At 66.8% G+C, this 25,476-nt stretch carries 32 protein-coding genes; 15 read left to right on the plus strand and 17 right to left on the minus strand.

The genetic code is table 11. From position 1 onward, the window contains the following. Positions 1-80: 80 nt before the first annotated feature. Positions 81-2,165: an ABC transporter ATP-binding protein gene (locus AC3ANJ_RS12750; protein WP_488319276.1), complete on the minus strand. Its 2,085-nt coding sequence runs from the start codon at positions 2,163-2,165 to the stop codon at positions 81-83. Positions 2,166-2,330: 165 nt separating this feature from the next. Between AC3ANJ_RS12750 and AC3ANJ_RS12755 the strand changes: the two genes are divergently transcribed. Beyond that, complete coding sequence (locus AC3ANJ_RS12755; protein ID WP_488316620.1) at positions 2,331-3,803, plus strand: DHA2 family efflux MFS transporter permease subunit; 1,473 nt, start codon at positions 2,331-2,333, stop codon at positions 3,801-3,803. 49 nt (positions 3,804-3,852) lie between these two features. Here the strand turns inward: AC3ANJ_RS12755 and AC3ANJ_RS12760 are convergent, their stop codons facing one another. Further along, positions 3,853-3,984: a hypothetical protein gene (locus AC3ANJ_RS12760; protein ID WP_488316621.1), complete on the minus strand. Its 132-nt coding sequence runs from the start codon at positions 3,982-3,984 to the stop codon at positions 3,853-3,855. An 86-nt stretch (positions 3,985-4,070) separates the two neighbouring features. Between AC3ANJ_RS12760 and AC3ANJ_RS12765 the strand changes: the two genes are divergently transcribed. From AC3ANJ_RS12765 to AC3ANJ_RS12780, 4 genes are all read left to right on the plus strand, one after another. Beyond that, positions 4,071-4,547: a DUF6328 family protein gene (locus AC3ANJ_RS12765; RefSeq protein WP_488316622.1), complete on the plus strand. Its 477-nt coding sequence runs from the start codon at positions 4,071-4,073 to the stop codon at positions 4,545-4,547. Between the two features lie 49 nt (positions 4,548-4,596). Next, a complete protein-coding gene (locus AC3ANJ_RS12770; RefSeq protein WP_488316623.1) occupies positions 4,597-5,172 on the plus strand; it encodes a 1-acyl-sn-glycerol-3-phosphate acyltransferase in 576 nt (191 codons plus the stop codon). Between the two features lie 123 nt (positions 5,173-5,295). Next, the gene (locus tag AC3ANJ_RS12775) at positions 5,296-5,595 is read left to right on the plus strand and encodes a Fe-S cluster assembly protein HesB (protein WP_406249498.1); all 300 of its coding nucleotides are present in this window, start codon (positions 5,296-5,298) and stop codon (positions 5,593-5,595) included. A gap of 77 nt (positions 5,596-5,672) precedes the next feature. Next, the gene (locus AC3ANJ_RS12780) at positions 5,673-6,239 is read left to right on the plus strand and encodes a carboxymuconolactone decarboxylase family protein (RefSeq protein WP_488316624.1); all 567 of its coding nucleotides are present in this window, start codon (positions 5,673-5,675) and stop codon (positions 6,237-6,239) included. 72 nt (positions 6,240-6,311) lie between these two features. On the opposite strand, the gene AC3ANJ_RS12785 is transcribed toward AC3ANJ_RS12780, so the two are convergent. The 3 genes from AC3ANJ_RS12785 to AC3ANJ_RS12795 form a co-directional block, all read right to left on the minus strand. After that, the gene (locus AC3ANJ_RS12785; RefSeq protein WP_488316625.1) at positions 6,312-6,698 is read right to left on the minus strand and encodes an SHOCT domain-containing protein; all 387 of its coding nucleotides are present in this window, start codon (positions 6,696-6,698) and stop codon (positions 6,312-6,314) included. 154 nt (positions 6,699-6,852) lie between these two features. Then, the gene (locus AC3ANJ_RS12790) at positions 6,853-7,731 is read right to left on the minus strand and encodes a GyrI-like domain-containing protein (RefSeq protein ID WP_488316626.1); all 879 of its coding nucleotides are present in this window, start codon (positions 7,729-7,731) and stop codon (positions 6,853-6,855) included. 18 nt (positions 7,732-7,749) lie between these two features. Further along, positions 7,750-8,676: a DMT family transporter gene (locus AC3ANJ_RS12795; RefSeq protein WP_488316627.1), complete on the minus strand. Its 927-nt coding sequence runs from the start codon at positions 8,674-8,676 to the stop codon at positions 7,750-7,752. Positions 8,677-8,751: 75 nt separating this feature from the next. Between AC3ANJ_RS12795 and AC3ANJ_RS12800 the strand changes: the two genes are divergently transcribed. Next, positions 8,752-9,336: a TetR/AcrR family transcriptional regulator gene (locus tag AC3ANJ_RS12800; RefSeq protein ID WP_488316628.1), complete on the plus strand. Its 585-nt coding sequence runs from the start codon at positions 8,752-8,754 to the stop codon at positions 9,334-9,336. Positions 9,337-9,340: 4 nt separating this feature from the next. Here AC3ANJ_RS12800 and AC3ANJ_RS12805 read toward each other — a convergent pair whose 3' ends face one another. The 7 genes from AC3ANJ_RS12805 to AC3ANJ_RS12835 all read right to left on the minus strand — a co-directional run bounded on the left by AC3ANJ_RS12805 (position 9,341) and on the right by AC3ANJ_RS12835 (position 13,539). Further along, positions 9,341-9,904, minus strand: a complete 564-nt coding sequence (locus tag AC3ANJ_RS12805; protein ID WP_406249492.1) for an alpha/beta fold hydrolase — start codon at positions 9,902-9,904, stop codon at positions 9,341-9,343. Continuing rightward, the gene (locus tag AC3ANJ_RS12810) at positions 9,901-10,791 is read right to left on the minus strand and encodes an alpha/beta fold hydrolase (RefSeq protein WP_488316629.1); all 891 of its coding nucleotides are present in this window, start codon (positions 10,789-10,791) and stop codon (positions 9,901-9,903) included. Before AC3ANJ_RS12810 ends, AC3ANJ_RS12805 begins: the two co-directional genes overlap by 4 nt. Further along, positions 10,788-10,952: a hypothetical protein gene (locus AC3ANJ_RS12815; RefSeq protein WP_488316630.1), complete on the minus strand. Its 165-nt coding sequence runs from the start codon at positions 10,950-10,952 to the stop codon at positions 10,788-10,790. The genes AC3ANJ_RS12810 and AC3ANJ_RS12815 overlap by 4 nt, the downstream gene beginning before the upstream one ends. Before the next feature lie 37 nt (positions 10,953-10,989). Then, positions 10,990-11,535 (minus strand): GNAT family N-acetyltransferase, encoded by a 546-nt coding sequence (locus AC3ANJ_RS12820; RefSeq protein ID WP_488316631.1) that lies wholly within the window; start codon positions 11,533-11,535, stop codon positions 10,990-10,992. 40 nt (positions 11,536-11,575) lie between these two features. Then, complete coding sequence (locus tag AC3ANJ_RS12825; protein WP_488316632.1) at positions 11,576-11,941, minus strand: zinc ribbon domain-containing protein YjdM; 366 nt, start codon at positions 11,939-11,941, stop codon at positions 11,576-11,578. A 139-nt stretch (positions 11,942-12,080) separates the two neighbouring features. Beyond that, entirely contained in the window at positions 12,081-12,905 is an 825-nt protein-coding gene (locus AC3ANJ_RS12830; RefSeq protein WP_488316633.1) for a DNA-formamidopyrimidine glycosylase family protein, read from the minus strand. 55 nt (positions 12,906-12,960) lie between these two features. Beyond that, positions 12,961-13,539, minus strand: coding sequence for a WYL domain-containing protein (locus AC3ANJ_RS12835; protein ID WP_488316634.1), 579 nt, complete (start codon positions 13,537-13,539; stop codon positions 12,961-12,963). 288 nt (positions 13,540-13,827) lie between these two features. Here AC3ANJ_RS12835 and AC3ANJ_RS12840 point away from each other — a divergent pair, with 288 nt between their 5' ends. Further along, positions 13,828-14,424: a hypothetical protein gene (locus AC3ANJ_RS12840; protein WP_488316635.1), complete on the plus strand. Its 597-nt coding sequence runs from the start codon at positions 13,828-13,830 to the stop codon at positions 14,422-14,424. A gap of 157 nt (positions 14,425-14,581) precedes the next feature. Here the strand turns inward: AC3ANJ_RS12840 and AC3ANJ_RS12845 are convergent, their stop codons facing one another. After that, positions 14,582-15,121, minus strand: coding sequence for a hypothetical protein (locus AC3ANJ_RS12845; RefSeq protein WP_488316636.1), 540 nt, complete (start codon positions 15,119-15,121; stop codon positions 14,582-14,584). Positions 15,122-15,829: 708 nt separating this feature from the next. Here AC3ANJ_RS12845 and AC3ANJ_RS12850 point away from each other — a divergent pair. Together AC3ANJ_RS12850 and AC3ANJ_RS12855 are read left to right on the plus strand one after the other, a co-directional pair. Further along, entirely contained in the window at positions 15,830-16,207 is a 378-nt protein-coding gene (locus AC3ANJ_RS12850) for an ArsR/SmtB family transcription factor (RefSeq protein WP_488316637.1), read from the plus strand. Further along, the gene (locus AC3ANJ_RS12855) at positions 16,204-16,911 is read left to right on the plus strand and encodes an NADPH-dependent F420 reductase (protein ID WP_488316638.1); all 708 of its coding nucleotides are present in this window, start codon (positions 16,204-16,206) and stop codon (positions 16,909-16,911) included. Before AC3ANJ_RS12850 ends, AC3ANJ_RS12855 begins: the two co-directional genes overlap by 4 nt. Before the next feature lie 184 nt (positions 16,912-17,095). Here AC3ANJ_RS12855 and AC3ANJ_RS12860 read toward each other — a convergent pair whose 3' ends face one another. After that, a complete protein-coding gene (locus tag AC3ANJ_RS12860; protein WP_488316639.1) occupies positions 17,096-17,488 on the minus strand; it encodes a VOC family protein in 393 nt (130 codons plus the stop codon). 237 nt (positions 17,489-17,725) lie between these two features. On the opposite strand from AC3ANJ_RS12860, the gene AC3ANJ_RS12865 reads away from it, so the two are divergent. The 4 genes from AC3ANJ_RS12865 to AC3ANJ_RS12880 all read left to right on the plus strand — a co-directional run bounded on the left by AC3ANJ_RS12865 (position 17,726) and on the right by AC3ANJ_RS12880 (position 20,884). After that, the gene (locus AC3ANJ_RS12865; RefSeq protein WP_488316640.1) at positions 17,726-18,331 is read left to right on the plus strand and encodes a TetR/AcrR family transcriptional regulator; all 606 of its coding nucleotides are present in this window, start codon (positions 17,726-17,728) and stop codon (positions 18,329-18,331) included. Beyond that, positions 18,328-18,930, plus strand: coding sequence for a GNAT family N-acetyltransferase (locus AC3ANJ_RS12870; protein ID WP_488316641.1), 603 nt, complete (start codon positions 18,328-18,330; stop codon positions 18,928-18,930). Before AC3ANJ_RS12865 ends, AC3ANJ_RS12870 begins: the two co-directional genes overlap by 4 nt. Before the next feature lie 238 nt (positions 18,931-19,168). Beyond that, complete coding sequence (locus tag AC3ANJ_RS12875) at positions 19,169-20,077, plus strand: DUF2268 domain-containing putative Zn-dependent protease (protein WP_488316642.1); 909 nt, start codon at positions 19,169-19,171, stop codon at positions 20,075-20,077. Between the two features lie 39 nt (positions 20,078-20,116). Beyond that, positions 20,117-20,884, plus strand: a complete 768-nt coding sequence (locus AC3ANJ_RS12880; RefSeq protein WP_488316643.1) for a MerR family transcriptional regulator — start codon at positions 20,117-20,119, stop codon at positions 20,882-20,884. A gap of 12 nt (positions 20,885-20,896) precedes the next feature. On the opposite strand, the gene ychF is transcribed toward AC3ANJ_RS12880, so the two are convergent. Genes ychF through AC3ANJ_RS12895 form a run of 3 tightly spaced genes read right to left on the minus strand, consistent with a single transcriptional unit; the run spans position 20,897 to position 23,453 of the window. Then, positions 20,897-21,970: a redox-regulated ATPase YchF gene (gene ychF / locus AC3ANJ_RS12885; RefSeq protein ID WP_488316644.1), complete on the minus strand. Its 1,074-nt coding sequence runs from the start codon at positions 21,968-21,970 to the stop codon at positions 20,897-20,899. Between the two features lie 11 nt (positions 21,971-21,981). Then, complete coding sequence (locus AC3ANJ_RS12890; protein ID WP_488316645.1) at positions 21,982-22,716, minus strand: HAD family hydrolase; 735 nt, start codon at positions 22,714-22,716, stop codon at positions 21,982-21,984. Beyond that, positions 22,713-23,453 carry a class I SAM-dependent methyltransferase gene (locus AC3ANJ_RS12895; RefSeq protein ID WP_488316646.1) on the minus strand — a complete coding sequence of 247 codons (741 nt, stop codon included), beginning with the start codon at positions 23,451-23,453 and terminating at the stop codon, positions 22,713-22,715. Before AC3ANJ_RS12895 ends, AC3ANJ_RS12890 begins: the two co-directional genes overlap by 4 nt. 59 nt (positions 23,454-23,512) lie before the next feature. Between AC3ANJ_RS12895 and AC3ANJ_RS12900 the strand changes: the two genes are divergently transcribed. Then, positions 23,513-24,106 carry a 3'-5' exonuclease gene (locus AC3ANJ_RS12900; RefSeq protein ID WP_488316647.1) on the plus strand — a complete coding sequence of 198 codons (594 nt, stop codon included), beginning with the start codon at positions 23,513-23,515 and terminating at the stop codon, positions 24,104-24,106. 57 nt (positions 24,107-24,163) lie between these two features. Beyond that, positions 24,164-25,468, plus strand: coding sequence for a DNA recombination protein RmuC (locus AC3ANJ_RS12905; RefSeq protein ID WP_488316648.1), 1,305 nt, complete (start codon positions 24,164-24,166; stop codon positions 25,466-25,468). Positions 25,469-25,476: the final 8 nt, after the last annotated feature.

A 25,476-nucleotide genomic window follows, 5' to 3' on the forward strand; every position in this document is an offset into this window, starting at 1 on the left:
GATCGGATGTATCCGCGTCCCATTCTGGACAACTCGGGACCCGAGGTCAAGAAAACTCGGCAAGACCTCCGATGTCTCGTTCACGCCTCCGGCGGAACGACGCGTTCTTCCGAAGCGCTCTCCTCGAGCAGCGGCACGGGCGCGGTGAGGGCAGCCACGGCATCCGCTCCGGCCGAGTCGTCCGGAGCCTGATCCGCCCGGCGCGCCGCGAGCGCCGCCGCCACGGCGCCCGAGAACCCGGCGGCCGCGCTCGCCTCTGCCGCTTCCTCCGCTCCGACGATTCTGGATGCCGCGATCTGCTGCGCTGCGAGCTCGGCGTAGAGTCCACCGGCCGCAAGAAGCTCGGCGTGCGTGCCGGATTCGACGATACGACCCGCTTCGAGGACGTGGATGACATCGGCGCCGATCACGGTCGACAGGCGGTGCGCGATCGACAGCACCGTGCGCCCCCTCGCCGCCTCATCCAGAGCCTCCTGCACGACCCGCTCCGAGACCGTGTCCAGCGCCGACGTGGCCTCGTCGAGCAGGAGGACGGGCGGATCCTTCAGCAGCACGCGCGCGATCGCGATCCGCTGCTTCTCTCCGCCCGAGAGCCGGTACCCGCGTTCGCCGACGACCGTGTCGTAACCGTGCTCGAAACCGCTGATGATGTGGTCGATGTTCGCGGCTCTGCACGCCGCGATGACCTCGTCCTCGGTGGCGTCCGGCTTCGCGTACATCAGGTTCTCGCGGATCGTCGCGTGGAAGAGATAGGTCTCCTGCGAGACGATGCCGATCTCGTCGATGATGGACTCCTGCGTGAGATCGCGCACGTCGGCGCCTGCGAAGAAGACCTGCCCTTCAGCCGCCTCGTACATCCGCGGCGCGAGGTACAGCACCGTGGTCTTGCCGGCGCCGGACGGACCGACGAACGCGACGTGCTGTCCCGGCTCTGCCGTGAAGGAGACGCCCTGCAGCGTCGGGCGCGCGTCCGCCGCCGCATCCGGATACCGGAAGACGACATCGCGGAACTCCACGCGCCCGCGCGGCCCCGGCGCGTCGGCGACCTCGACGGCATCCGGCGCATCCTGGATCGCGGGGACCAGGTCCAGGTACTCGAAGATGCGGGCGAACAGGGCCGCCGACGTCTGAAGGTCCAGCGCGACGCGCATCAGACCCATCAGCGGCATCAGCAGACGCGCCTGCACCGTCGTGAACGCGACGACTGTGCCGGCGGTGATCGCGTCGACTCCCCCGGCGATGAAGTATCCGGCGACGAGGTAGATGATCGCCGGCACGGACGCCATCAGCACCTGCACGACGGCGAAGAAGCCCTGGCCGCTCATGGCACGGCGCACCTGCAGCACGACCTGGTTGCGGTTCTCCGCCTGATAGCGCTCCGACTCGGCGCGCTGCCGGTTGAACGACTTCGACAGCAGCATCCCCGAGACGCTCAGCGTCTCCTGCGTGATGCTCGTCAGTTCGCTCAGAGACTCCTGCGTCTCTCCCGCGATGCGGGCCCGCACCTGGCCGACGCGGCGCTGCACGATGATCAGGATGGGCATCATGACGACGGCGATGAGAGTGAGCCGCCAGTCGATGAGGATCATCGCGACGAGGGAGGCGACGACGGTGACCGTGTTGCCCAGGATGCTCGTGACGGTGTTCGTGAGCACGCCCGAGACGCCACCGACGTCGTTCTGCAGACGCGATTGGATGACGCCGGTCTTCGTGCGCGTGAAGAAGCCGAGTTCCATCTCCTGCAGATGCTCGAACAGCTTCACGCGGAGATCGCCCGTGACGCGGTTGCCGACCGTCGAGGTGAACCACGTCTGCGCGACGCCGAGGACGGCGGAGACGAGGAAGAGTCCGATCATGATCGCGACGAGTCGGATCAGCAGCGAGACATCGGGACCGGATCCGTCGACGGGGAAGAGCGCATCGTCGAAGATGCGCTGGACGAGCAGCGGCGGGATCACGGCGATGGCGGCTCCCGCGATGACCAGGATGCCGGTGATGACAATGCGCCAGACATAGGGGCGGAATAGGCCGAAGACACGGTTCCCGAGCCCGGGGATGCGGGGCGCCTCGGCATTCAGGCGCTTCTGCGCCGCCTCGTCGACTCCGCGGAATCCAGCCCCGCCACCAGAGCCGCCGCGACCCCCGCCACCGTGTCCGCCGCCCATGCTCATGCGGTCAGCCTAACGCCGGAAGAATTCTCGGGATCCGTCCTCGGATCGGGAATGCGATGTCGCACCCCACGGTTACTCTTGAGGCTTGCCCTCGCGCGGATGCTGGTTCTGACAGTTCCGCCGGTGGCCGTCCGCCCGTCCTGAACGCAAGGAGACGTCATGGCCACAACCACTGGTTCCATACCCACAACCGCCAAGCAGGCACCCATGATCCCGCGCTCCGACATGCGCGTGATCTGGCTGCTGCTGGTCGCCGCATTCGTCGCGATCCTCAACGAGACCACGATGGGCATCGCGATCCCGCACCTCAACGAGGACCTGGGATTGCCGCCCGAGCTCGGGCAGTGGCTGACGAGTGCGTTCATGCTGACGATGGCCGTCGTGATCCCGACGACCGGATTCATCCTGCAGCGCTTCACCACCCGTCAGGTGTTCATCGCCGCGATGAGCGCGTTCACGCTCGGCACCCTGGTCTGCCTCGTGGCACCGGGATTCACCGTGCTCCTCGCGGGTCGCGTGATCCAGGCCGCCGGTACCGGCGTCATGATGCCCCTGCTGATGACCACGATGATGAACGTCGTGCCGCCGCAGTCCCGCGGTCGCATGATGGGCCGCGTCGGTCTCGTCATCTCGCTGGCCCCGGCGATCGGCCCGACCCTCGCCGGAGCGGTCCTCACGACGCTGAGCTGGCGGTGGCTGTTCGCCATCGTGCTGCCGATCGCGATCGTGGCGCTGCTCATGGGTGCGAAGTGGATGACGAACCTCGGCGAGACGAAGAAGGTTCCCCTCGACCTGCTGTCGATCCCGCTCGCCGCCTTCGGCTTCGGCGGCATCGTGTACGGCCTCAGCCAGTTCGGCGGCCACGCCGCCGGCGCCGCGACCACCGGCATCGTCGCACTGGTCGTCGGCGCGATCGCCCTGGCGCTGTTCGTGTGGCGCCAGCTCGTGCTGCAGCGCATCGACGACGCACTGCTCGACCTGCGCGTGTTCCGCTCGCGGAACTTCACGATCGCCGTCATCATCATGGCGATCGTCGCGCTGTCGATGTTCGGCACCCTCACGCTGCTGCCCCAGTACCTGCAGACCGTCGCGGGGCTGGATGCCCTGCAGTCCGGGCTCATCCTGCTGCCCGGCTCGGTCCTCATGGGTCTGCTCGGTCCGGTGATGGGACGCGTCTACGACTCCCGCGGTACGCGCACGCTGCTCGTGCCGGGCACGATCATGATCTCCGCGGCGCTGTTCTACTACTCGACGGTCGGCCAGCACACCCCGTGGGTGATGCTCGTGATCGTGCAGACCGTGATGTCGGTGGGTCTGGCCATGTCGTTCACGCCGCTGTTCTCCGCATCGCTCGGATCGCTGGAGCGCCGCTTCTACTCGCACGGGTCGGCTGTCCTGAACACCCTGCAGCAGGTGGCCGGCGCCGCCGGCGTCGCTGTCATGACGGTGATCTACTCGTCGATCCTGCACGCCGGTGAGGACGCAGGACTCTCCACTGCGGCCGCTGGAGCACCGGGGGCCCGGACGGCGTTCCTGCTGGCTGCGATCATCTCGCTCGCCGCGGTGGTTCTCTCGGGCTTCGTCCGCAAGCCGGCGGATGACGCCGGCGACGGCTTCCACGGCGGTCACTGACGGCTGTGCGTCCGCCCTGCCTTCGGCGGGGCGGACGTCGCCGAAGGACTCAGTCGGTCGGCAGTGCGCAGAACCCGCCGCTGCAGACACCGGCACCGGTGTCGCCCAGCAGGTCGAGTCCCGCGGGCGCTGCAAGAGGCTGCGCTGCGGACGGGACTTCGGGGGTCTGAGGATCGCTCATCCCTCCATGCTACGCCTGCGTACGCGGGAGGGCTCGCTGCGCAACTCCCCCTGGACATCCGGACGGCAGCGCCCGAGACTGCCGATATGAGCGATGTGGATGCCACGGTCGACGGCCGCGACGAGACGCCCGATGAGCGGGCCGATCGCAACTGGGACGAACTCATGCAGGAGCTGCGCGTCATGCAGACCGGCACCCAGGTCCTGTCCGGCTTCCTGCTCGCAGTCGCGTTCCAGCCCCGATTCACGGAACTGGATGACATCCAGCGCGGCGCCTATCTCGTTCTGGTCGGCTTGGCAGCGCTGGCGACCATCCTGTCGCTGACTCCGGTCGGTCTGCATCGCGCGTGGTTCGGGCTCCACCGGAAACCCGACCTCGTCCGCTTCACGTCGCGCATCGTGAAGGCGAACCTCTGCGTCATCGGCCTGTTGAGCGTGGGGGTCACGGCGCTGATCTTCGACTTCGTGCTCGGGCGCTCCGCTTCCGTGACAGTGCTGATCGCGGCGAGCGCGGTCGTCATGGCACTGTGGGTGCTGCTCCCCCGGCTCGCGAATCGCCGCTGAGGTCCGCTGCATACCCCGGACTGCATATGCGTTCGCCTACGGTTGTCTGATGCTCAAACGCCTCCTGTCCCGGATCTATTGGGCGTTCAGTCGTTGGACGCTGGCCGGAGAGAAGGTGCCGGATCGTCCCACCATCCTGCTCGGGGCGCCGCACACGTCCAATTGGGATTTCGTGCTCATGCTGGCCATCGCGTGGCGTCTCGGAATCGACGTCCACTGGTTGGGCAAGAAGAGCCTCTTCCGCGGCTGGCGCGGACCGATCATGCGCCGTCTCGGCGGCATCCCCGTCGACAGAGACGACCCCGGCCGCGTCGTGACCGACGTCGTCGAGCAGGTGGATGCCGGGACCGTCTTCGGCCTGGTGATCACGCCCGACGGCACGCGCGGCGACAACGATTACTGGAAGAGCGGCTTCTACCGCATCGCCAGGCAGACGGGGATGCCGGTCACGCTCGGCTACGTCGACCGGACCACGATGACCGCGGGTCTGGGCCCGACGATCTCCCTGACCGGCGCAGTGTCATCGGACATGGACACGATCCGCGCGTTCTATGCCGACAAGGCCGGGGTGCGGCCGGAGCGACGGACCGAGCCTCGCCTGCGCGAGGAGACCCTAGCCGAGTGAGCCCCGCCAAGGTGGGAGAACCCTCCGAGTCCCCGTGAGGGGGTTGAAGCGGGCGGCATCGTCGGGAATCGTGGCCCGGACATGCCTCGACCGGGGTGTGCCCGCGAACGGAAGGAGAGCGCCGTGCTCACCCTCACCGACAATGCAAACGCCGTCGTCACCACGATCGTGACGGGCCAGGAGAACGGAGACGACGCCGGACTGCGGATCGAATCCGCGCCGGCACCGGGTCCGAACGGAGAGACGCGCTTCGCCGTGCACGTCGTCCCCTCCCCCGAGCCGGCCGACCAGATCATCGAGGCCGCCGGAACCCGGGTGTTCCTCGAGACCGCCGCCGCCGAGGCGCTGGCCGACAAGGTGCTGGATGCTGGCGTGGACGGCGAAGGCACCGTCAGCTTCACGATTCTGCCCCAGCCCGTCTGAGCCCTCTTCCGTCCGGGACTCCGGGCGAGTAGCGTCCGTCCTGATCGGTGTCCGCGCCGATCAGGACGGACGCTGTCATGATCATCGCTCCCCCACCGGCGGAGACCGCCGTCGGCCACGTCGCCGAGATGTACGCCGCGGACGTCTCGGACGACGGCTTCGTCTTCGCGCATACTCAGGCGCTGGCCGTGAACCCGGAGGCCCACGCCGCGTTCGAGCAACTGGTGCGTGCCATCGTCCCGTCGATCGGCCTCAGCATCTACGAAGCCGCGACGCTCGGGGCGGCACAGGCCATCGGCTCCCCGCACTGCCTGCTCGCGCACGGTCGCAAGGCGTTGCGCGCCGAGGTCGTGGACGAAGACGGACTGATGGCGTTCACTCAGGGCGACGACAGCGGCTTCTCATCGGGCGAACAGATCGTGATCCGCTTCGCCAGAAAATTGTCGACCGACGCGGCCGCGATGACGGATGCCGACACACAGGAACTGCGGGATGCCGGTTTCAGCGACCGGCAGATCGTGGACATCACCCTCGCGGCTGGTGCACGCAACTTCCTCAGCCGGTCGCTCCTGGCGCTGGCGGTGCCCGTCGACGAGATCCCGGGGCTCGCGCCGACTCTGGCCGCGGCGCTCGCGGCATCCTGATCCGCTCGGACACAGAGCCGCCCCTCGTCGACGACGTCGACGAGGGGCGGCTCGGTCAGCCTTGAAGCAGGATCAGCTCAGGGCCTTGGCCTTGAGCGCGTCGAACTCCTCGGTGGTGATGGCACCGGAGGTCAGGAGGTCCTTGGCCTTCGCGATCTCGTCGGTCGGGCTCGCGCCTGCGACCTGCTGGATGTAAGCATCGGTGGATGCCTTGGCGGCTTCGGCCTGAGCGGCGAAGCGCTCGGCCATGCCGTTGCCGCGCGCGATCAGGTACACCAGCACGGTGAGGAACGGCACGAAGATCAGGAAGATGATCCAGACTGCCTTCCACCCGCCGTTGAGCTTGCGGTCGCGGAAAAGATCGCCGATCACGGCGAACAGTGCGTACAGGTACGACACGAACGCGAAGACGAGGATGAACCACCAGATGATGTCCCAGAATGATGCCCAGAAGTTCATGGGTGTGTGCCTTTCTTTGGATGCCGCCGTCACGGCACGAGTGCTGCCGCCGTTGCGGCTGGCCTCTGGAACCGTACTGCCTCGGCGACGATCAACGCGCGATTGACGCGGTGTGGTCACCCGTTCCGGGTGACCACACCGCCGGTTGCCGCGTCTATGCCCGCTCGACCGGCAGCCAGAGCTCGCATGTCGCGTGCGTCTCGGTCAATTCGAGATAGCGGACGATCGACGGGCCGGGACGCAGGCGCCACGGGTTCGACGGGAACCATTCGGTGGCGGTCGCAGCCCACAGCCGTTGCAGCGTCCCCGGGAACGCTCCGCTGGAGGCGAAGACCGCCCATGAGCCGGCCGGCAACGCGATCACGTCGAGATCGTCGGGCACGAGAGTGCCTTCGGAAACGGCGACGCCGTGCAGGTAGGTGAGCGGTGTCCCCTCCGCGGCATCCGGCTCCGGACCATCGGAGACGGCGAGGATGCCGGCCGGATCGGTGTTGCTGAGCTCCTTCAGCCGCAGGTGCTCCTGCGGTGCGAGGGACGCGATATGGGCCTGGATGTGCGGGTTGACGCCCTCGTGGATGAGGGGCACCTCGACGGCATGGCCGACGAGGTCGAGCGCTGGGCGATCGATGATGGTGACGTCCATGGGGATTCTCCCTTCGACGCTCAGACGGAATCTGAGCGTGGGTTGTGTGCGGAGAGGACCGCCTTCTCGGCGCACCTGAGCCGGCGCGGTGTGATGCACGGCCCGGAACGCGCGCCCGAAAGCCTCGACCGAGCCATATCCGTGGCGCACCGCGACCGTCAGCAGGTCGGGCGCACCGGAGACGAGATCCGCCGCCGCACGAGTCATGCGTCGCCGGCGGATGTACTCCGACACCGGCATCCCGGCGAGCGATGCGAACATGCGCCGCAGGTGGTATTCGGTTGTGGCGTGCGTACGGGCGAACGCCGCCAGGTCGATGTCCTGCCCCGGCTGATCGTCGTCGAGGTCGTCCTCGATCAGGTCGACCAGAGCGTTCAGGGTGCCGATCATGCGGTCCTCCTTTCGTCATCAATGTTCGTCGGAGGCCGTCCGCACCGCCCGATCATCCGTGCCCGATTCGATCAGGGCGTCCGTGCGCGAGGGACGCATGCCGACGACGACCCCGATCGTCACCAGCAGGGTCCCGATGATATGCGACAGGTGCACGACCCCGACACCGAGCACTGCAGTCGTCAGCAACGCGCCGACAGGGACCAGCCCTGCGAAGAGGCCGGCGCGATCGGCGCCGAGGCGGTGGAGAGCCTGATACCAGAGGAGGAAGGCGAGCGCGGTGACGATCGCACCGAGGTACCCGAACGCGACCGCCTCGGTCGGCGTCGGCAGGCGCATCGAGGCGGCACCATCCACCGCGACGCCCACGATCACCAGCGGAATGACCGAGAGCGTGGCAGGGTACGCCGCGACGCGCAGCGCCCCGAGCTTGGGCAGCAGCGGAACGGCCAGCAGTGAGAAGGCGACCTCGCACAGCAGGGCGCCGATCGAGAGCAGGACGCCATGCAGACTCGCTCCCCCGAATCCGGCCGCGACGACCACGCCGGACGTCACGACCACCGCTGCTGCGATGAGTCGGGCTGTGGGACGCCTCCGTTGCAGCACCGGACCCGCGATCGCGAGCACGATGGGGACCGCTCCGACCACGCTACCGATCATCGCGGGGCTCGCGTGACGCGTGGCCTCGACGAGGAAGACATTGAATCCGACCAGTCCGGTGGCGGACAGCGCGAGCAGTAGGAGCAGTTCGCGCGTCGTCAATCGCGCTCGCGGCAGCCGCATCCGGCGCGCGACCAGCAGCAGGATGACGGCGGCGAGCGCGTAACGCAGCGCCTGGCCGAGCAGCACGGGATAGTCGGCGATCATGGCGGACACGGCCGCCGACGTGCCCACGAGCAGCATCGCCGCCGCGCCCCCGGCTGCCGGCAACGTGGTCGATCCCATGCGCTTGGCCTTTCTATCCGCAACAGTGTTGTTGCAGTTATAGCAGAAAGGCAATCACGGTAGTACTGTTTTGTCATGTCGACCTCGACCCCGCGCCCGCTGCGAGCGGATGCCGAACGCAGCGTCCATGCGATCCTCGAGGCCGCTGAGCGCACGCTCTCGGTTGATCCCGGGGCGCCGATGGAGAAGATCGCGATGGCTGCGGGGGTCGCGCGCACGACCATCCATCGCCGCTTCGTGAACCGACAGGCCCTGCTCGACACCCTGGCTCTGTCGGCTGCCGAGCGCCTCATCCGGGCGATCGACGACGGACACCCCGATACAGCCCCGCCCCTCGTGGCACTGCACCGGATCACCGCGAATGTGCTCGACGTGAAGAGCGCGTGGGCGTTCGCACTCAGCATCCCGTCCGAAGCCGAAAGCACGGCCGCGCAACTGCACGCGAGTATCGCTCAGCACTGTCTCACCGTGCTCGAGCGCGCACGGGATGCCGGACTCATCGCCGACGGCACCGACCTGCTGTGGATCCGGCGCGTGTACTACGCGCTGCTCGCGGCGACTCTGCAGGAGTCCGCGGACGATGCCGGACTCGACGTCGACACGCTGGCCGCCCGCATCGTCGACACGCTGCTGCAGGGAGCGGGGCGTCGGACGGCGTGACCGTTCAGTCCCAGTCGAGGTACTCCTCGATGATGACCGCCGTCTCGACAGGATGCGTCACCGGGAACAGGTGATCCGCCCCCTCGACAGTCTTGATGCTCGAGCGCTCGGGCGCGGTGGCGTGCAGCTGCTCGGCGTTCGACATCGGAGTGACCTCGTCGGCGGTGGCCTGCACGATGAGGATCGGCAGCACAGGCGCCAGGGCGATCCCGGCATCCGCAACTCCCAGCAGGAGCAGGCCGTTCGACCGGTCGGGGTGCTCGGCGACGACGGTCGCCGCGACCGAACCGCCGAAGCCGTGTCCGCCGATCCAGGCGTCGGCGAGGCCCACCTGATCCATCACCGCGATGACGTCGTCGGAACGCTCGGCCAGTGTCGCCTCACCCGGCCGGTGCCCGATGCGCAGCACGCGGAAACCGGCCTCCTCGGCGAGGTAGTGAGCCACGATGCCGAGCACCTCGTTGTCGGTGTCGGCCTCGGGGATCAGCACGAGGGCGACGGGGCCCTCCCCCTCGTCGACGTAGCGCACGGCACGGCCGGTCGGGTCGAAGATGCTGCTCTCGCTCACGTGGTCAGTCCTCTCGTATGGCCGTCATGATCGCCTTCGGCCATGCGGGCGCGGCACGGACTGACAATGTTACCGGAGGGCACCCGCTGCGCCGGTGAGAGCAGCCACGCTCTCAGCACGCTGATCCACTCGTCGAATGCATCGAGATGCGCATCGTGACTGCCCCCGCGCAGGTCGATGCGTCGCGTGGCTGGTCGGCGGGTCAGCAGTTCTTCCTTCTCTGCCGACGCGAACATTCCTCGGCGAGCGAAGACGGCGAACGTCGGCACCTCCAAGCTCTCCCACTCCTGCCATCTCGGTGCATGCACCGCTCTGATCGTGCGCTCCATGATGTCGGCGTCGAAACGCGGACGCAGCCCATCCGGAGTGGCTTCGAGGTCCGCGATCCAGGCATCCACGATCGCTTCGCCGCCGAGGAGCTGCCGCGCGTGGGACTCGTCACGGAACGTCGGTGGCCACGACGCGAAGAACTGACCGAGGTCGGCGGCGGACTTCGGATCCGCATCACCGGCGACATGCCCCTCGAGCATCACCAGCCGATCGACGAGATCCGGGCGTGCGGCGGCGGCGAGGAATGCCGTATGCGCGCCCATCGACTGACCGACCAGCACGCTGCGCTGTCCTGGAGCGAGCGACTCCAGCACATGGACGACATCTCCCACGTGCGCCTCGCGGGAGAGATCCGTCGGCCGGCGCGTGCTGCATCCGTGGCCGCGCTGGTCCACGAGCAGAACACGGAACGCGTCCGCGAGCGCTTCTGCTGTGGGAATCAGCTCTCGCGAGCTGCCGGCGAGTCCATGAAGCAGGAGGACCGGCGGACCGTCACCGCCGAAGTCTGTGACGGCGAGCGAGACTTCGCCCCGCTGAAGCGTGACCGACGCCGTCAACCGCGGCCCGCACTGTGATCGGAGACGTCGGGTTCGGCGCGCAGGACGTCGGCGATCTCCTCTTCGGGACGAGGCGCGATCGTCTCGTCCTCCTCGAGCTCGGGGACGGACGACTCACCGGGCGCGGGAATGTGTCCCGGATGCTGAGCATCGAACGTCATGGCGCTCCTCCTTCGACACTCACAGGTTACGCCGGCATCACCACGCGCGGCCGCGGAGATCGACGGTGCCGGCAGGCCAGGACGCGAGATCCCGCTCGACGGGCAGCACGAGCAGGGGCTGCCCCGGCTCGTCCTCGACCGGCATCCCGTCTCGTGCGATCGAGCGTTCCGCCGCGACGACGCGATGCCATCCGCACGATTCGTAGAACGGCACGACCTGTTCGCGGCAGCCCAGGTAGCCGAAGTCGATCCCGCCCGCGCTTCGCATCGACGCGGCCGCGTACGCCAGCATCCGCTTTCCCAGATCGAGCCCACGAGTCTGCGGCGAGACGAGCACGCCGCCGACTCCGGCGATGACGAGCGATGCATCGTCGACGCCGATTGTGCGACGGCCCCACCCCACGTGCCCGACGATGCCCTCGTCGGATCGTGCGATCACGTGCAGATCGTGTGGTGCGTAGCCGTACGGCTGGGCGGGGTCCCATTCACCGAAGTCGTCGAGGTACTCGGCGTCGAACAGATCCTTCACAGCGGCAATCTCGTCGGTTGTCAGTACGTCGCGCACGACGATGTGGAGGGACATCGGGTCAGCCCACCGCGCCGTGCTCTCGGCGATCACGGGATCAGACGACCTTCTTCACGACGCTGGACTTCAACTGCATCTGACCGAAGCCCGGCACCTTCGCATCGATGTCGTGGTCGCCGACGCCGTCGGAGATGAGCCGGATGCCGCGCACCTTCGTGCCGACCTTCACAACGCCGCCGCCGGCACCCTTGACCTTGAGGTCCTTGACGATCGTCACCGTGTCACCGTCCGCGAGGACGTTGCCCACGGCATCCTTCACGACGCCCGGCAGATCGCCGGTCTCAGCCGACTCGGCTTCGCTCGGCGCCCATTCGTGCGCGCACATCGGGCAGACGAGGAGGGCGCCCTGCTCGTACGCGTATTCGCTCCCGCACTCCGGGCAGAGTGGCAACTGGTCAGTCATCGAATCGGAACTCCTCGCATCGTCGGCACCATCGACGAACACTACATGCCCGGTGGGCCCTGCGAGACGAGGGCGCGTGCCCACCACCTCGATGCCCGTCATCCGCGAGGCGCTCGTCCAGCCGTGCGGTGTCGAAGAATCAGACGACAGCGCGATCTGGCTGGCAGTGCGGACAGAACTGCGCGGATGCGCCGCCGGAAACGTGATCGATGATCGTCGTGTCGCACACCGGACACGCTTGACCGCCGCGGCCGTGCACGACCATCGCCTCGACCTTCGCCTGCTTGAGCCGGTCCGGTGGCAGCCCCTGCCGGTCCGCGACCGCCGCGCTCAGGATGCCGACCGTCGCGTGGAACAGTCGCTCCCGCGCATCCGCGTCGAGGGCTGCCGCGTGAACCGCGTGGGGCAACCGCGCTCGATGCAGGATCTCATCCGAGTAGGCGTTGCCGATTCCGGCCATCGAAGTCTGCTCCTGCAGCAGTGCCTTGATCTGCTTCCGTCTGGTGCCGAGTGCGCGTTCGAAGTCCTCGCGCGAGAACTCCGATGAGAGCGGATCCGGTCCGAGGGCGGCGACGCCCGCGACATCCGTCGGCGCATCGACGACCGACGCGGTGACAGCGAGAAAGTCGCCCGTATCGACGAGTCGCATCACGGCCCCATCCTCGAGCACGATCCGTGCGACCTCCGGTGCAGGCTCATCGCCGGACGGGTCTTCCGCCGCCTGCCATCGGAACCAGCCGTTGCGACCGAACCCGATCATCAGCCAGCCTGCGGTCGTGGCGAAGCCGACATGCTTGCCGAAGCGCCGCACCTCGGTGATCCGGGCGCCGACGAGCGAGTCGGGCGGACGATCGCGCGTCTTGACGATGCGGAACTCGCCGACGTCGATGTCTGCGACGATGCGGCCTTCGACCTGCTCGCCGAGGAACTCGACGAGCACCTGAACCTCCGGAGACTCGGGCATGCGCCCATCTTCGCACTGGGCTCCGACACCGGAACCGCTGCCGCGCCCGGCGGGCTCAGGCCCCGGCAGGTCTCGTGCCGTCGTCCGCCGCGTGCAGCATCCTCGCCGCCGCAGCCCTGTCGCGGCCTCGTAGCTCGTCCGGGCCTTCGATCGTCACCTCGCAGTCGAGCGCGGCGATCACGGACGGCAGCCAGTCGAGGCTCTCGGCATGGATCTCCGCCCGGTACCGGAGCAGATCCTGATCGTCTGTGCCCGCCTCTGCACCATCCGACCGCTCGAGTCGGGCGACGCTGCGCGGCAGTCGAACGCGGATGCGCTCCTCGGTCGTCCGGATATGCAGCACCACGCGCCAGCGACAGTCAGCATCCGCGAACCGGTCGAGCAGGTTCCCTTGCGCATCCGGCCGCCGTGGGGCGGCGAGGATCTCGCGCAGCGGCCGAGCCGACCGGATCCTGTCGACTCGGAAGGTCCGTTCCTCCTGCGAACCGCTGTCGAAGGCGATGAGGTACCACCGTTCCGAGTGCGCTATCAGGCCATACGGGTGGACCGTGCGCCGAGACGGGACGCCCTCGCTGCCGACGTACCGCAGATCGAGGGCTCGACGAGATTCCACGGCCTCCGCCACGGTCAGCATCAGCGCAGGATCGGGAGCCGCTTGTCCGTACGGGGAGGAACTCGCCATCACTCCGAGCAGCGCATCGACCCTCTCGGCTTCATCGGCCGGCAGCGCCCGTTTGATCTTGGCCAGCGCGGTCTGCGCGGCGATCCCCGGTTCGCGAGGCTCCGTAGAATGGTCCGTTCATCGAACCGACCAGAAGGCATCGATCGCATGAGGGAAAGCACCTTGCGTGGGACGCGGACGCGAAGCTTCACCAGCAGGAGCGAGTACCACCGGCCGAGGATCTGGCGAAGCCTGGTCCTGGTGCTCCTGGGCGCGCCGCTGTTCGCGCTGGGACTGTACCTGGTGTTGAACGGTTTGCCGGAGATGTCGGTGGACAAGGCCCGGATCTGGTTCAGCGGGGGGCCGTTGACGCTCGGGGGTGTGGGTCTGGCCTTCGGCGCGTACGGCTTGGTGACCGGGATTGCCGGGGCGATGCGCACCGGCGACGACGCGATCGATCTGGAGTTCGGCGACGCCGGCGTCATAGTCTGCGGAGGCCACGTGATCCCCTGGGGGTCGATCAAGGGAGCGACTTCGGTCCAGTACATCAACAACGCCAAGGCGCGCGTCCTGTGGGACAGAAAGCATCTGAATCGCGATCTGGTGCTGCGCCTGAGGGAACCGCTGGATGTGCCGGGGCCGCGTCGAAGGACGGCAAGCACACGGTTCGCATCAGGCTGCAGCACTACCCTGCGGCCGAGTACCAGAAGCTCTACGCGCAGGCTGTCGCCACGCTCAGATCCCGGCGCATCCAGGTGGTGGAGACCAGGAAGCACAAGCAGACCTGATCGACGTTGCTGGTGCACAAACGGGGAGTTGCTTCGCAGCCGGAGGCTGGCGACGTGCGATCGGACGTGAACCTGAACTCCGCCGTGTTCCGACGGCCATGGAAGATCTGACTCTTGATGTCCAGCCCCGCCGACTGCTGCGATGCGCTGCGCGAGCTCATTGGCCCCGGTTACGGCCTCGTCGATGGAGGCAGCGCACCCCGCCCTTCTGCCGCTTCGGTGATGAGTCATGATGCCTGTCGTTCGATCCTCGAGCGTGCCGCATCTGCGCGGAGGTCACAGGCGGTGTGGATCCAGAAACCCACGGGCACCGCGACGAGGCTCGCCGGGAAAACGACACCCGGTTGAAGCCAGGCCGGAAAGCTGTCGGCCATCTCTGGCCCGAGAAACAGCGTGCCGACGAGAAGACATAGCGAGGGGACCACGAGCATGATTCCGCCATAGCCGAGCACGAATCCAAGGCTCGAGAGGAACCGCCACGTCCGATAGGTGCCGGCTCCCCGGCCCCTCGGACGGAACGGCATCAGCGCCCTTTCGACCTCGACCGGCCACTTCTCCACGAGAATATCGTCGGCGTATGACGGGTCGAGCGTGGTATGCCGAACGATCACTTTGCGTCCGACGAGGGCACGGCCGGCGTACGCTCCGAGCAGCGGAGACCGCACGGTCCGCAGCAGCGTCACAGTCTGACCGGGCTCGGCCGCCTCGACCTCGACCTCGATCACGAGATCGTCGTCGGCGTATCCTCCTTCGGGTGTCTCATTCAACCGTGCGTGGAGGATCACACCTACGGCGCTGCGCCCGTTCAGCAGGTCCGCACGATTGGGACGGGGCCGGGGCTTCGGCGGAGGTGTGAACTCGAGAACAAGCGCGCGGCCGATTCGCCGGAGCACGGACCGAACCGGACGGCGGCGAGGGGCAGAATCAGTGTTCATGAGACCCCCGCGGGAATCCGGTCTGGCCAGCCATCGAACTGCCCGTCGGTCAGGTGCCGGGGATCGGGAGCGTTGCGTCGGAACCGGATCTCCCCGCCCATCCGGCCCTCGGACATGACACGATCCAGCAGCGTCCAGCAGCGGATCCGAGCGCGCGTCCGCGAAGTCCTGGCCAGGGCGAGCCATCGCTCGAGGTCTGTGGTCATGGCCCGGTCTCCCGGGCCATGATGGAACTCTGCGGGGTGTTCCTGATCTGCACCGTTCCTCCTCCTCGAGCCCTGGAGGATCGTCCCGCGTCGCGTGTGCGGCGTTGCGGCGTCCCTCTCGTCACTGACCCTGTCATCCATTCGTCACTCCCGATCACAGAAAGAGGACTCGGCGACGAGGGCGCTCGTCAACTGGAGCGTCACGCTCGAGCGAACTCAGGCCGCAGAACCGCTTCTGGGTCGCATCAGGACCACGGCTCATGTACGCAGTACGATGAACATGGGATGCAATGTACGTCAGTACGCGTACATACACGAGCTCGAGGAGTCATTGATGGCAAGCCGACTCGCTCGCCCCCTGTCGGTCCCGACGGAGGACGAGATCGATCTGTTCGCCGTGATATCCGCACTGTCAGACCCCGTGCGACGGGCGATCGTCTCGCACATCGCGTCCCATCCGGGTGGCGCATGCAGCAGCTCCGACTTCGGCGTGTCGAAGTCTGCGCTCACGCGGCATTGGCGGATCCTGCGCGAGTCCGGACTCATCAGTCAGGAGGTCGACGGCACACGTCACCGCAACTGGCTCCGCACAGACGCACTCGCTCGTCGCTTCCCCGGTCTGCTGCCCCTCGTACTCGATGCCATCGACGCCGGAACCACCCCACACGAACAAGACAATCCGCCGCAGGGCGGTCGTAAGGACATGCAATGACCCAGATCGGAATCATCGGCAGCGGAGCCATCGGCGAAGCCATCGCGCGTCTCGCGGTCGATGCAGGCATCCAGGTGACGATCGCCAACTCCCGCGGGCCCGAGACCCTCACCGATCTCGTGGCAGGCTTGGGCGCGAACGCTCACGCCGGCACAACGCAAGAGGCCGCCGCGTTCAGTGACCTCGTCGTCATCGCCATTCCGCTCGCCGCGTACGAGCGACTCCCGCATGCCGTTCTGGACGGCAAGATGATCCTGTCCACGGGCAACTACTATCCCGATCGCGACGGACGCATCCGGACCCTGGACACCCGAGAGACGACCACTGCCGAACGTGAGCAAGCACTGCTGCCAGGCACACGACTGGTCAAGGCGTTCAATAACATCGTCGCGCACCACATCCCTCTGCTCGCGAACTCAGAGCCGCGGACGGCACTGCCCGTGTTCGGAAACGATGCCCAGGCCAACACTGAAGTCAGCGAACTGGTGCGAACGCTCGGCTTCGATCCGATCGACGCAGGAACGCTCAACGAGTCCTGGCGAGCCGAGCCTGGATCCGGCGCATACACAGCGATCTACGCAGAGGGTCCAGACGGGTTCGGCGATGACTACCTGGCAGACCGTGGCCGCCCCTTGACCGCCGACGAGCTCAACAAGCTGCTGGCAGCCTCACACCGACCGGACGTCGCGACTCGCAGATTCTGACCAAGGCCTTTCACACACGGCTCCCACGTCCAACCCCTGAGAGTTGCAGTGACGAGCAATCTCGCCCTGAAGCCGTGTCGAGAAAAGCGTTGCAGAACTCCTCCGGGTTACATCGGCGAGAGCGGTGCGGTCGACGCGCTCGGTGTGTCGGACGCCAGAGCGTGCGCAGAAATGTCGGCATTCGTTAGACGTTCGCAAAAAGCGAGTGAATGTTCCCCTCGGGATCCGCGACGAAGCCCGCGAACTGACCCCACTCCCGCAACGCCGGTCGCCCCGTTGGCGTCGCCCCTGCAGCGACCAGCCGGTCGTAGTACCGCTCCACCTCGTCCGCGCTCTCACACTGAAGATTCAGTTCGAATGCCTGGCCGGTGAACTGCGCGGCATATGCCGGATTGCTGTCGGTGTTCTCGCTCATCAATCGGCGAGAGAAGATCGCGACGCGCACCCCCTGGCCCCCGAACGCGACGTACGCTTCTTCGCGAACCTCCACTTCCCAGCCGAGTGCGAGCTCATAGAAATCAGCGAGAGTCGTCACATCATCGGCGAGAACGGTAATGCCCTCAAGATGAATCGTCATACGCCGACCGTAGCCGGGGCTTCCGACATGCCGACGGCCCGTCCGCTCGACGCGTACGTCAGTTGTTGAAGCGGAACTCCACCACGTCGCCACACGTACCAACCTTTGAGTGTCGGCCTATGGCCGCGCATCATTCCACTGCCCACCAGGCACCTCGTAGCAACCCTAGTCGGGCACCCAGTTGCGCCCGGTGCGATCGCTGCATAAAATGAACACAAGTTCATTGAAAGGATCATCGTGCCGCGGACGACGGAGCAGAACGAAGCGTTGCGCTCAGCCACGCGCTCTGCTGTGGAGACGGCTGCCGTCCGAGTGTTCGCGCACCGCGGTTTCGCGGCCACGAACGTGCGCCAGATCGCCGCCGAAGCGAGGGTCAGCACCGGGTCGATCTACCGGCACTACGCGAGCAAGGAAGAGCTGTTCGATGAACTGATCGAACAGGCCTCGCGCGGGCTCGTGGCTGTCACCACGCAGCTCTCGACCGAAGGGGACCCGCTCTCTATGATCCGATCCTTCACCGAGGTATACGTGGCGGACCTCGCAGCGAACAACGGCGCGGCCGAGTTCTACATGGTGATCAACCAGGGTTTTACGACGGACACTCCTGAGGGGACTGCGGCGCGGCTGGCCGCAACGCAGGGGGCGCTCTGGCGGGCCTTCGCCTTGCTCATCGGTCGAGGCCAGGCCGCAGGCCAGATCACTGCGGGAGACCCAACCCGAATGGCCGCTCATTACTTCGCCATGCTTGCCGGTATGACGACGATGCACGTTGCTCTTCGGGAGGGATCTGCGGAGCCCGATGTCGACCTGATCCTACGAATGTTCACAGGAGGACCCCGATGAAGATCGAAGTCGCGCGCGCAGACGAACTGGGTGAGGGGTATCGGCACAGGATCGCGGAAGTTCTCACGCAAGGGTTCGCCGAGGATTTCGCGTTCTTTTCCAAAGACCCCGGTGTGCTTGCCGACGCGTTCGCCCCGATGCTCATCCTGGAGCGCTTCCATATCGCGCTCGTCGACGGCGAGCCCGCCGCGGTCGCGGTCGTCACCGAAGGCGAGCAGGAATGCTTCGAGCCGGATCGGCACAAGCTCCAGCGCGTGCTCGGGCGAATACACGGGATCATCAGCTATCGGATCATCCGAAGTCAATTCATGGGGGCTTATGACGGTGCCCGCGCCGGTCTGACGGAGATTGCATTCGTCACGACAGCGCCGCAGTATCAGGGAAAAGGCATAGCCACTGCGCTGATGCGTCGACTCCTGGAGCTGCCCTCCGACGATTTCGTGCTGCGCGACATCAAGGACACCAACACCCCCGCCCTCAGACTGTACGCCAAACTCGGATTCACCGAAACGCAGCGACGGCGCATCAAATTCGCGAAACGAGCTGGGTTCTCCGCGTATGTCTCGATGGGCCTCAGCCGCGCGAAAGCTGATGCTTGAAGAGCATTCGAACTCGACAGGTCCGGAAGCTCGCTTCCGAGCCGTCCTCGACTCCGGGTTCTGGAGCGCTGATCTAAACTCGACGCATTCCGGTGCATACCAACCGCTCGGACCCAGCCCGTTCATTTGCCACAACGCCGGCCCGGTAATGCCCGCACCTCGCGACGGACGTTGCCCGTCCGCCGCTAGTCGCACCGGTTTGACCTTGACGCGACGGCAAGGTTTAGCGTCCTGTTCCATGACCATTTCAGTGATTGACAGCGCCGCGGCCATGAGTGAGGTTCTCAAAGCAGCATCGGACGCGCGCCCCGACCTCGTCCGTGAAATGTGGTCCCCGCTCGCGGGGATGTACCACTTCGTCCCGGGAGGCGTGGATATGGCCGCCGTGCATCGGCAGAACTTCGGCTTCGATTGGGAGAACCCCACCCCGTTGGTCGAGCAGGGCATTGAGAAGCTCATCGAAGCGGATGCTTGGCGTCGCATCACCGTGGCACTCCAGCGCGGCGTTGCGGCGTTGAAGGCGGCCAATCCTGCCATCGATGTGCCGGACCTTCAGGTTCTTCTCGTCCTAGGTGATCCTGCCAACGAGCACTTCGTGAACGAGGTTCAGGGGCTGTCCGCGTTTGGAGGCATCAGCGGCTACATCACCATCACGGTCTGGCCGACCCCTCAGGTACTCAACCGACTCGAAGCGATTGCCGTGCATGAACTACACCACAACGTGCGCTACTCCCCCGGCGGCGTCATCTGGGATCCGATGACGGTGACCGTCGGCGAACAGGTGACCTCAGAAGGTCTCGCCGACGAGTTCGCCGCCGAGCTATACGGCGACCGTGGCTACACTCATTTCGTCAGTGATCAGACCCGAGGCGATGACGAAGTCCTTGCGAAAGTTGCAAGAGGTCTCAGCGTGACCGGCATGCAGAACTTCAATGCGTGGGTTCATGGTGACGCGAGCGCCCAGCTTCTTGGCGCAGAGCCTGTTGGCCTGCCGACCGGAGCAGGATACGCGGCGGGTACGCGGCTCGTGCGCGCGTACCTGGATGCCACCGGAATCACTGCGGCGCAGGCCGTTACATCGCCTACAGACGAGATCCTGCGCGTCGCCGCGACGCGACTTGGCCTGAGTCTCGATGGAAAAGACTGAGAACACCACAGGACAGGGAGGTAAACCGTGGAGTGGACGGTGAACGAGATCGCAGAGCGTGCCGGGATCAGCGGCCGAACGATACGCCACTACCACCAGATCGGTTTGCTCCTCCCAGACCGCGTCGGGTCCAACGGCTATCGCTACTACGGGCCCGACGCGGTTGCCCGATTGCAGAGGATTCTCCTTCTGCGCGACACAGGCATGCCCCTCACCGAGATCGCGGCCGCACTCGAGATGAGCGCCACTCCGGAGACGGAGATTGAAGCGCTCACCGGACACTTGGATCAACTCTCCAAAGAACGCGAGACCCTGGATCGACGTATCAACGCGGTGCAGCACACCCTGGAGATGCGGCGTCAGGGAGGCCAGCCACGCATAGACGTCATGCTCGAGGGCTTCAACGATCGATACGAGGCCGAAGTTGTGGCCCGTTGGGGCCGGGACGCTTTCGAGGCCTCCAACCAGTGGTGGCATCGCAAGTCCCTGCACCAGCAGAGAGAGTGGAAGACACGGTCGGAGGCACTGCTCGCGCGGTGGCGTCAGATCCAAGAAGAAGGACACGACGCGGATTCCGAAGCCGCGCAAGCGCACGCATCCGTCCACGCGCAGTGGTTCAAGGAGATTCCGGGAACCCCCACCCACGCCGGCGACACCGCGAAATCTCTCGACATGATCCGTGGGCTCGCAGATCAGTACGAGACGAACACCGAATTCCACGTCGCCTTCGGCACAGCGGATGCCGCCGGATTCGCAGCCAGCGCACTACGACTCCACGTTCGAAACGTGAAAGCTTCTTCGCGCTGATCGCCGATCAGGCTAGTTTGAAAACCTAAATTCAACGACGTCGCCGTCCTGCATGACGTAGTCCTTGCCCTCAAGGCGCGCCTTGCCCTTGGCTCGGGCTTCCACGACGGATCCCGTCTCGACGAGGTCATCGAACGAGATGACCTCGGCCTTGATGAAGCCCTTCTCGAAGTCCGTGTGGATGACACCCGCGGCCTGCGGAGCCTTCCAGCCCTTGCCGATCGTCCAGGCGCGGGTTTCCTTCGGCCCGGCGGTGAGGTACGTCTGAAGACCGAGCGTGTCGAAGCCGATGCGCGCGAGCTGGTCGAGTCCGGATTCCTCCTGCCCCGTCGACGCCAGCAGCTCCGCCGCATCCTCGGGGTCCAGATCGATCAGCTCGGACTCGATCTTCGCATCGAGGAAGACCGCCTTCGCCGGAGCGACGAGAGCGGCGAGCTCCGCCTTGCGCGCGTCGTCCGTCAGAACCGTCTCATCGACGTTGAAGACGAAGATGACCGGCTTGGACGTCAGCAGGCCCAGCTCCCGGATGGGTGCGAGATCGATCCCGCTGGTCGAGAGGAGGATGCCGCGTTCCAAAGCGTCCTTCGCGGCGTTGGCGGCTTCGAGCACCGAGGGGTCGAGCTTGCGCCCGCGCACCTCCTTCTCGTACCGGGTGATCGCCTTCTCGAGCGTCTGGAGGTCGGCGAGCATGAGCTCGGCGTTGATCGTCTCCATGTCGGATGCCGGGTTCACTGCACCGTCGACATGCACGACGTCGTCGTCGGCGAACCCGCGGACGACCTGCGCGATCGCGTCGGCTTCGCGGATGTTGGCGAGGAACTGGTTGCCCAGCCCCTCCCCCTCGCTCGCGCCGCGCACGATGCCCGCGATGTCCACGAACGACACCGTCGCCGGAAGGATGCGCTCGCTGCCGAAGATCTCGGCGAGCGTGCCGAGGCGTGCGTCCGGGAGGCTCACCACCCCGACATTCGGCTCGATCGTCGCGAACGGATAGTTCGCCGCGAGCACGTCGTTCTTGGTGAGTGCGTTGAAGAGGGTGGACTTGCCGACGTTGGGCAGGCCGACGATGCCGATAGTGAGAGCCACGGGGTACGAGTCTACCCGCGCAGGATGCCGGTCTTCTGCGTGCGCTCGACCAGCACGTTCCGCAGCGAACGGATGTCGCGATGGGCGACGTCCGATCGAGGCGCGACCGCCGCGTCGCGATTGATCCAGACCGCTGTCATGCCGGCATCCGCAGCGCCGACGACATCGGCGGCGAAGTTGTCGCCCACGTGGATCGCGCGCCGCGCTGCGACTCCGAGTCCGGCGAGCGCACGGTCGAAGATCTCGTTGGCCGGCTTCAGCACCCCGATGTCCCCCGAGGCCACCACGACATCGAACAGTCCGTCGATCCCGACCGTCACGAGCTTCGCGCGCTGGAACTCGGCCGGTCCGTTCGTGATGACCCCCAACGGGATGCCGTCGGAACGAAGCTCCTCCAGCACCGCGAGCGTCTCAGCGAACAGCGTGAAGGTGCCCCGCTCGGCCCGGACGTGCAACTGCGCGGCCTCCTCCAGGAGCGCCGCGTCGTCCCGGCCGAGATCTGCCAGCGTCAGCCGCCAGATCTCACGCGGCAGGGCGTCGCTCGGAAGCTCACCGCGCATCCAGCGTTCGCCCTGTTCGGCCCAGCATCCGCTCCACACCTCGGCGTTCGCCGCGAGGATCGCGTCCGCATCGAGCCCGTGCCGTCGCGCGAGCTCTTGAGCGGTCTGACGCACGGCATCCCCCGCACCGTCATGGACGAGCGTGCCGTCCAGATCGAAGAAGACGGCATCGATCCGGTTGTTCATTCGCGCACCGCCCGAAAGGCGCGGGTCACGTAGGGAAGTTCGATCTCGTCGTCGCCGTGGGCACCGAGCTCGTCGAACAGCTCGTCCATCTCGCGCCGGATGCGCTGCCGCTCATCATCCGATGACGTGATCACGTCACTGCGTGAACTCGCCAGATCATGCAGCTGCGCACGCGTCATCGGACGCGTCCACTCCCACTCCTGCGACGTGAGCGCCCCGAACGGTGACGCGACCCGCGGACCGGCGCCGGAGAGCATCTGCTCGGCTGCGCTGCCGTGCATGATCGCGGTCAGCCGGCGCACCCATTCGGTCCGTTCGTCGCGGATGTTCCAGATCAACCCCAGCACGCCCCCGGAGCGCACGACGCGTCCCACCTCTGCTGAGCCGGCGATCGGTTCGACCCAATGCCAGGCCTGGGCGAGCACCACGGCATCCAGACTCGAATCCGGCAGCGGCAGCTGCTCGGCCGTGCCGATGAAAGTCGGGACCCCGGGCACGTTCTGCCGGAGAGTCGCGAGCATCTCGGCATCCGGATCGACGGCCACGACCTCGGCATCCGGGGCCTTCACCAGGACGCGTGTGAGCTTGCCCGTGCCTGCGCCGACATCTGCGATCCGGCGGGCCCCGTGCGGGAGCTGCTCGAGCAGCCATGCGACCGCCTCGAACGGATAGTCGGGGCGTGCGAGCTCGTAGGCACCGGCCTGCGAGCCGAAGGAAGTCGCGCGTGCGTCGCTCATGTGGTCAGCCTACGGCGAGCCTGCGACGTCGTGTCCGGATGCCGGGAGACAGTGAAGTCGTGCCACTGGATTTCACTGCGATCGACTTCGAGACCGCGAACTCCAGCCCCGCCTCTGCATGCTCCGTCGGGCTCGTGCGGGTGCGCGGCGGCGAGGTCGTCGCGATGACGGGATGGCTGATCCGTCCGCCGGCCGGGCATGACGATTTCCAGGAATGGAACGTCCGCATCCACGGCATCCGGCCGGAGGATGTCGAGGATGCCGCGACCTGGCCAGAGCAGTTCGACCGGCTCTGCGATTTCGCCGGAGCGGACGTGCTGGTCGCGCACAACGCCGGATTCGATGTGAACGTGCTGCGCCGAGCATCGGCGGCGACCGGACTGGAGTGCCCGCCATATCGGTCGCTGTGCAGTCTCCAGGTCGCCCGCAAGACGTATCAACTGGATTCGTATCGCCTGCCCAAGGCGGCAGCCGCCGCCGGTTTCTCCGAGTTCTCGCATCACGACGCACTGGCGGATGCCCGCGCCTGCGCGCAGATCGTCATCGACGCCGCCCGCCGTCATGACGCGGCAGACGTCCATGCCCTCGCCGAGACGCTGAGCCTGCGCGTCACGGCGCCGCAGGTCGCCGCACCAGAGCGCGCCGTCGCCTGAGCCGACCCACCGCGGCGCACGCCGACCGATGTCGGAGGCCGGGCGCACACTGAAGTCATGGATGCTCTGCTGATCGTTCTTCTCGTCATCGTCGCCCTGGCCGCCGGAGCTGCGGCCGGCTGGTTCGCGCGCGCCTCCCGCAGCGCGGCGGCGCTGGCGCGTGCGGAGGCCGAGCTCGCGGCTGCGCGAGACGACCGCGACCGGCAGTACGACCTGTATCGGGATGCCGTTGAGCACTCTCGAGCGCAGCAGACCGCCGAAGCAGCCCGCGTCCAGCAGCAGAACGCCGTACTGACCGCGCTCGCTCCGGTGCGCGAGAGCCTGCAGCAGATGCAGCACAAGGTCTCCTCGCTGGAGCAGGAGCGGCACGCGCAGTTCGGTTCGCTCACCGAACAGCTGCGGCGTGCGCAGGAGTCGGACGAGGCGCTGCGCGCGACGACCGAATCGCTCGCCGGTGCGCTGCGCTCGACGGCCACGAGAGGAGTCTGGGGCGAGACACAGCTGCGTCGGGTCGTCGAGGCTGCCGGACTCACGCGGCACGTCGACTTCGACCTGCAGTCCACGATCTTCTCAGACCGCGGCCAGGGCCGCCCGGACATGGTGATCCGCCTCGCCGGCGGCGCATCGATCGCCGTGGACGCGAAGGTTCCGCTCGATGCCTATCTCGAGGCCAGTGCCCTCGGTGCCGGCGAGAACGACGAGACTGCGCGCCGCGCACTCATGCAGAAGCACGTCAAGGCCGTGCGCGCGCACATCGACGCGTTGGCCAAGAAGGCGTACTGGTCTGGACTCGACTCGAGCCCCGAATTCGTCATCTGCTTCCTCCCGAACGAGTCGTTGCTCGCCGCCGCGATCGACGAAGATCCGACTCTGCTCGACTACGCGTTCGGCAAGCGGGTCGCGCTGGCGTCCCCGGTGAACCTGTGGGCGGTGCTGAAGACGGTCGCCTACACCTGGACGCAGCAGGAGGTCTCGACCGAGGCCCGGACTCTCCTCGCCCTCGGCACCCAGCTCTACGAACGCCTCGGGACGCTCGCCGGTCACGCCGACGATCTGCGTCGAGCACTGGAACGCACGGTCGACAGCTACAACCGCTTCGCCGGATCCCTGGAGAGTCGCGTGCTGGTGACGGCCCGACAGTTCCCGGGGATCGATGCGGGGGCGCTCGACACCACCCCGCCCGCCGTCGTCGCCACCGGCCGCCGCTTCACGGCCCCGGAACTGATCGAGGGCGTCGCACACGACGAAGAGGCGCTCGCGTCTCCGAGTCCGGCGCTGCTGCAGGCGGATGTCGGCGACGTACGCGCTCGGTTCGCCGACACGGAAACGGCCACGGACGCAACGCCCGCAGCCGAGCACTGAGTCGATCG

The organism is Microbacterium sp. STRO-1N, from assembly GCF_057748015.1.

Excerpts from the sequence above, each read along its gene's own strand:
- AC3ANJ_RS12750 (WP_488319276.1), bottom strand. The coding sequence starts at position 2,165 with ATGGGCGGCGGACACGGTGGCGGGGGTCGCGGCGGCTCTGGTGGCGGG.
- AC3ANJ_RS12755 (WP_488316620.1), top strand. The coding sequence starts at position 2,331 with ATGGCCACAACCACTGGTTCCATACCCACAACCGCCAAGCAGGCACCC.
- AC3ANJ_RS12760 (WP_488316621.1), bottom strand. The coding sequence starts at position 3,984 with ATGAGCGATCCTCAGACCCCCGAAGTCCCGTCCGCAGCGCAGCCTCTT.
- AC3ANJ_RS12765 (WP_488316622.1), top strand. The coding sequence starts at position 4,071 with ATGAGCGATGTGGATGCCACGGTCGACGGCCGCGACGAGACGCCCGAT.
- AC3ANJ_RS12770 (WP_488316623.1), top strand. The coding sequence starts at position 4,597 with ATGCTCAAACGCCTCCTGTCCCGGATCTATTGGGCGTTCAGTCGTTGG.
- AC3ANJ_RS12780 (WP_488316624.1), top strand. The coding sequence starts at position 5,673 with ATGATCATCGCTCCCCCACCGGCGGAGACCGCCGTCGGCCACGTCGCC.
- AC3ANJ_RS12785 (WP_488316625.1), bottom strand. The coding sequence starts at position 6,698 with ATGAACTTCTGGGCATCATTCTGGGACATCATCTGGTGGTTCATCCTC.
- AC3ANJ_RS12790 (WP_488316626.1), bottom strand. The coding sequence starts at position 7,731 with ATGATCGGCACCCTGAACGCTCTGGTCGACCTGATCGAGGACGACCTC.
- AC3ANJ_RS12795 (WP_488316627.1), bottom strand. The coding sequence starts at position 8,676 with ATGGGATCGACCACGTTGCCGGCAGCCGGGGGCGCGGCGGCGATGCTG.
- AC3ANJ_RS12800 (WP_488316628.1), top strand. The coding sequence starts at position 8,752 with ATGTCGACCTCGACCCCGCGCCCGCTGCGAGCGGATGCCGAACGCAGC.
- AC3ANJ_RS12815 (WP_488316630.1), bottom strand. The coding sequence starts at position 10,952 with ATGACGTTCGATGCTCAGCATCCGGGACACATTCCCGCGCCCGGTGAG.
- AC3ANJ_RS12820 (WP_488316631.1), bottom strand. The coding sequence starts at position 11,535 with ATGTCCCTCCACATCGTCGTGCGCGACGTACTGACAACCGACGAGATT.
- AC3ANJ_RS12825 (WP_488316632.1), bottom strand. The coding sequence starts at position 11,941 with ATGACTGACCAGTTGCCACTCTGCCCGGAGTGCGGGAGCGAATACGCG.
- AC3ANJ_RS12830 (WP_488316633.1), bottom strand. The coding sequence starts at position 12,905 with ATGCCCGAGTCTCCGGAGGTTCAGGTGCTCGTCGAGTTCCTCGGCGAG.
- AC3ANJ_RS12835 (WP_488316634.1), bottom strand. The coding sequence starts at position 13,539 with ATGCTGACCGTGGCGGAGGCCGTGGAATCTCGTCGAGCCCTCGATCTG.
- AC3ANJ_RS12850 (WP_488316637.1), top strand. The coding sequence starts at position 15,830 with ATGGCAAGCCGACTCGCTCGCCCCCTGTCGGTCCCGACGGAGGACGAG.
- AC3ANJ_RS12855 (WP_488316638.1), top strand. The coding sequence starts at position 16,204 with ATGACCCAGATCGGAATCATCGGCAGCGGAGCCATCGGCGAAGCCATC.
- AC3ANJ_RS12860 (WP_488316639.1), bottom strand. The coding sequence starts at position 17,488 with ATGACGATTCATCTTGAGGGCATTACCGTTCTCGCCGATGATGTGACG.
- AC3ANJ_RS12870 (WP_488316641.1), top strand. The coding sequence starts at position 18,328 with ATGAAGATCGAAGTCGCGCGCGCAGACGAACTGGGTGAGGGGTATCGG.
- AC3ANJ_RS12875 (WP_488316642.1), top strand. The coding sequence starts at position 19,169 with ATGACCATTTCAGTGATTGACAGCGCCGCGGCCATGAGTGAGGTTCTC.
- AC3ANJ_RS12890 (WP_488316645.1), bottom strand. The coding sequence starts at position 22,716 with ATGAACAACCGGATCGATGCCGTCTTCTTCGATCTGGACGGCACGCTC.
- AC3ANJ_RS12895 (WP_488316646.1), bottom strand. The coding sequence starts at position 23,453 with ATGAGCGACGCACGCGCGACTTCCTTCGGCTCGCAGGCCGGTGCCTAC.
- AC3ANJ_RS12905 (WP_488316648.1), top strand. The coding sequence starts at position 24,164 with ATGGATGCTCTGCTGATCGTTCTTCTCGTCATCGTCGCCCTGGCCGCC.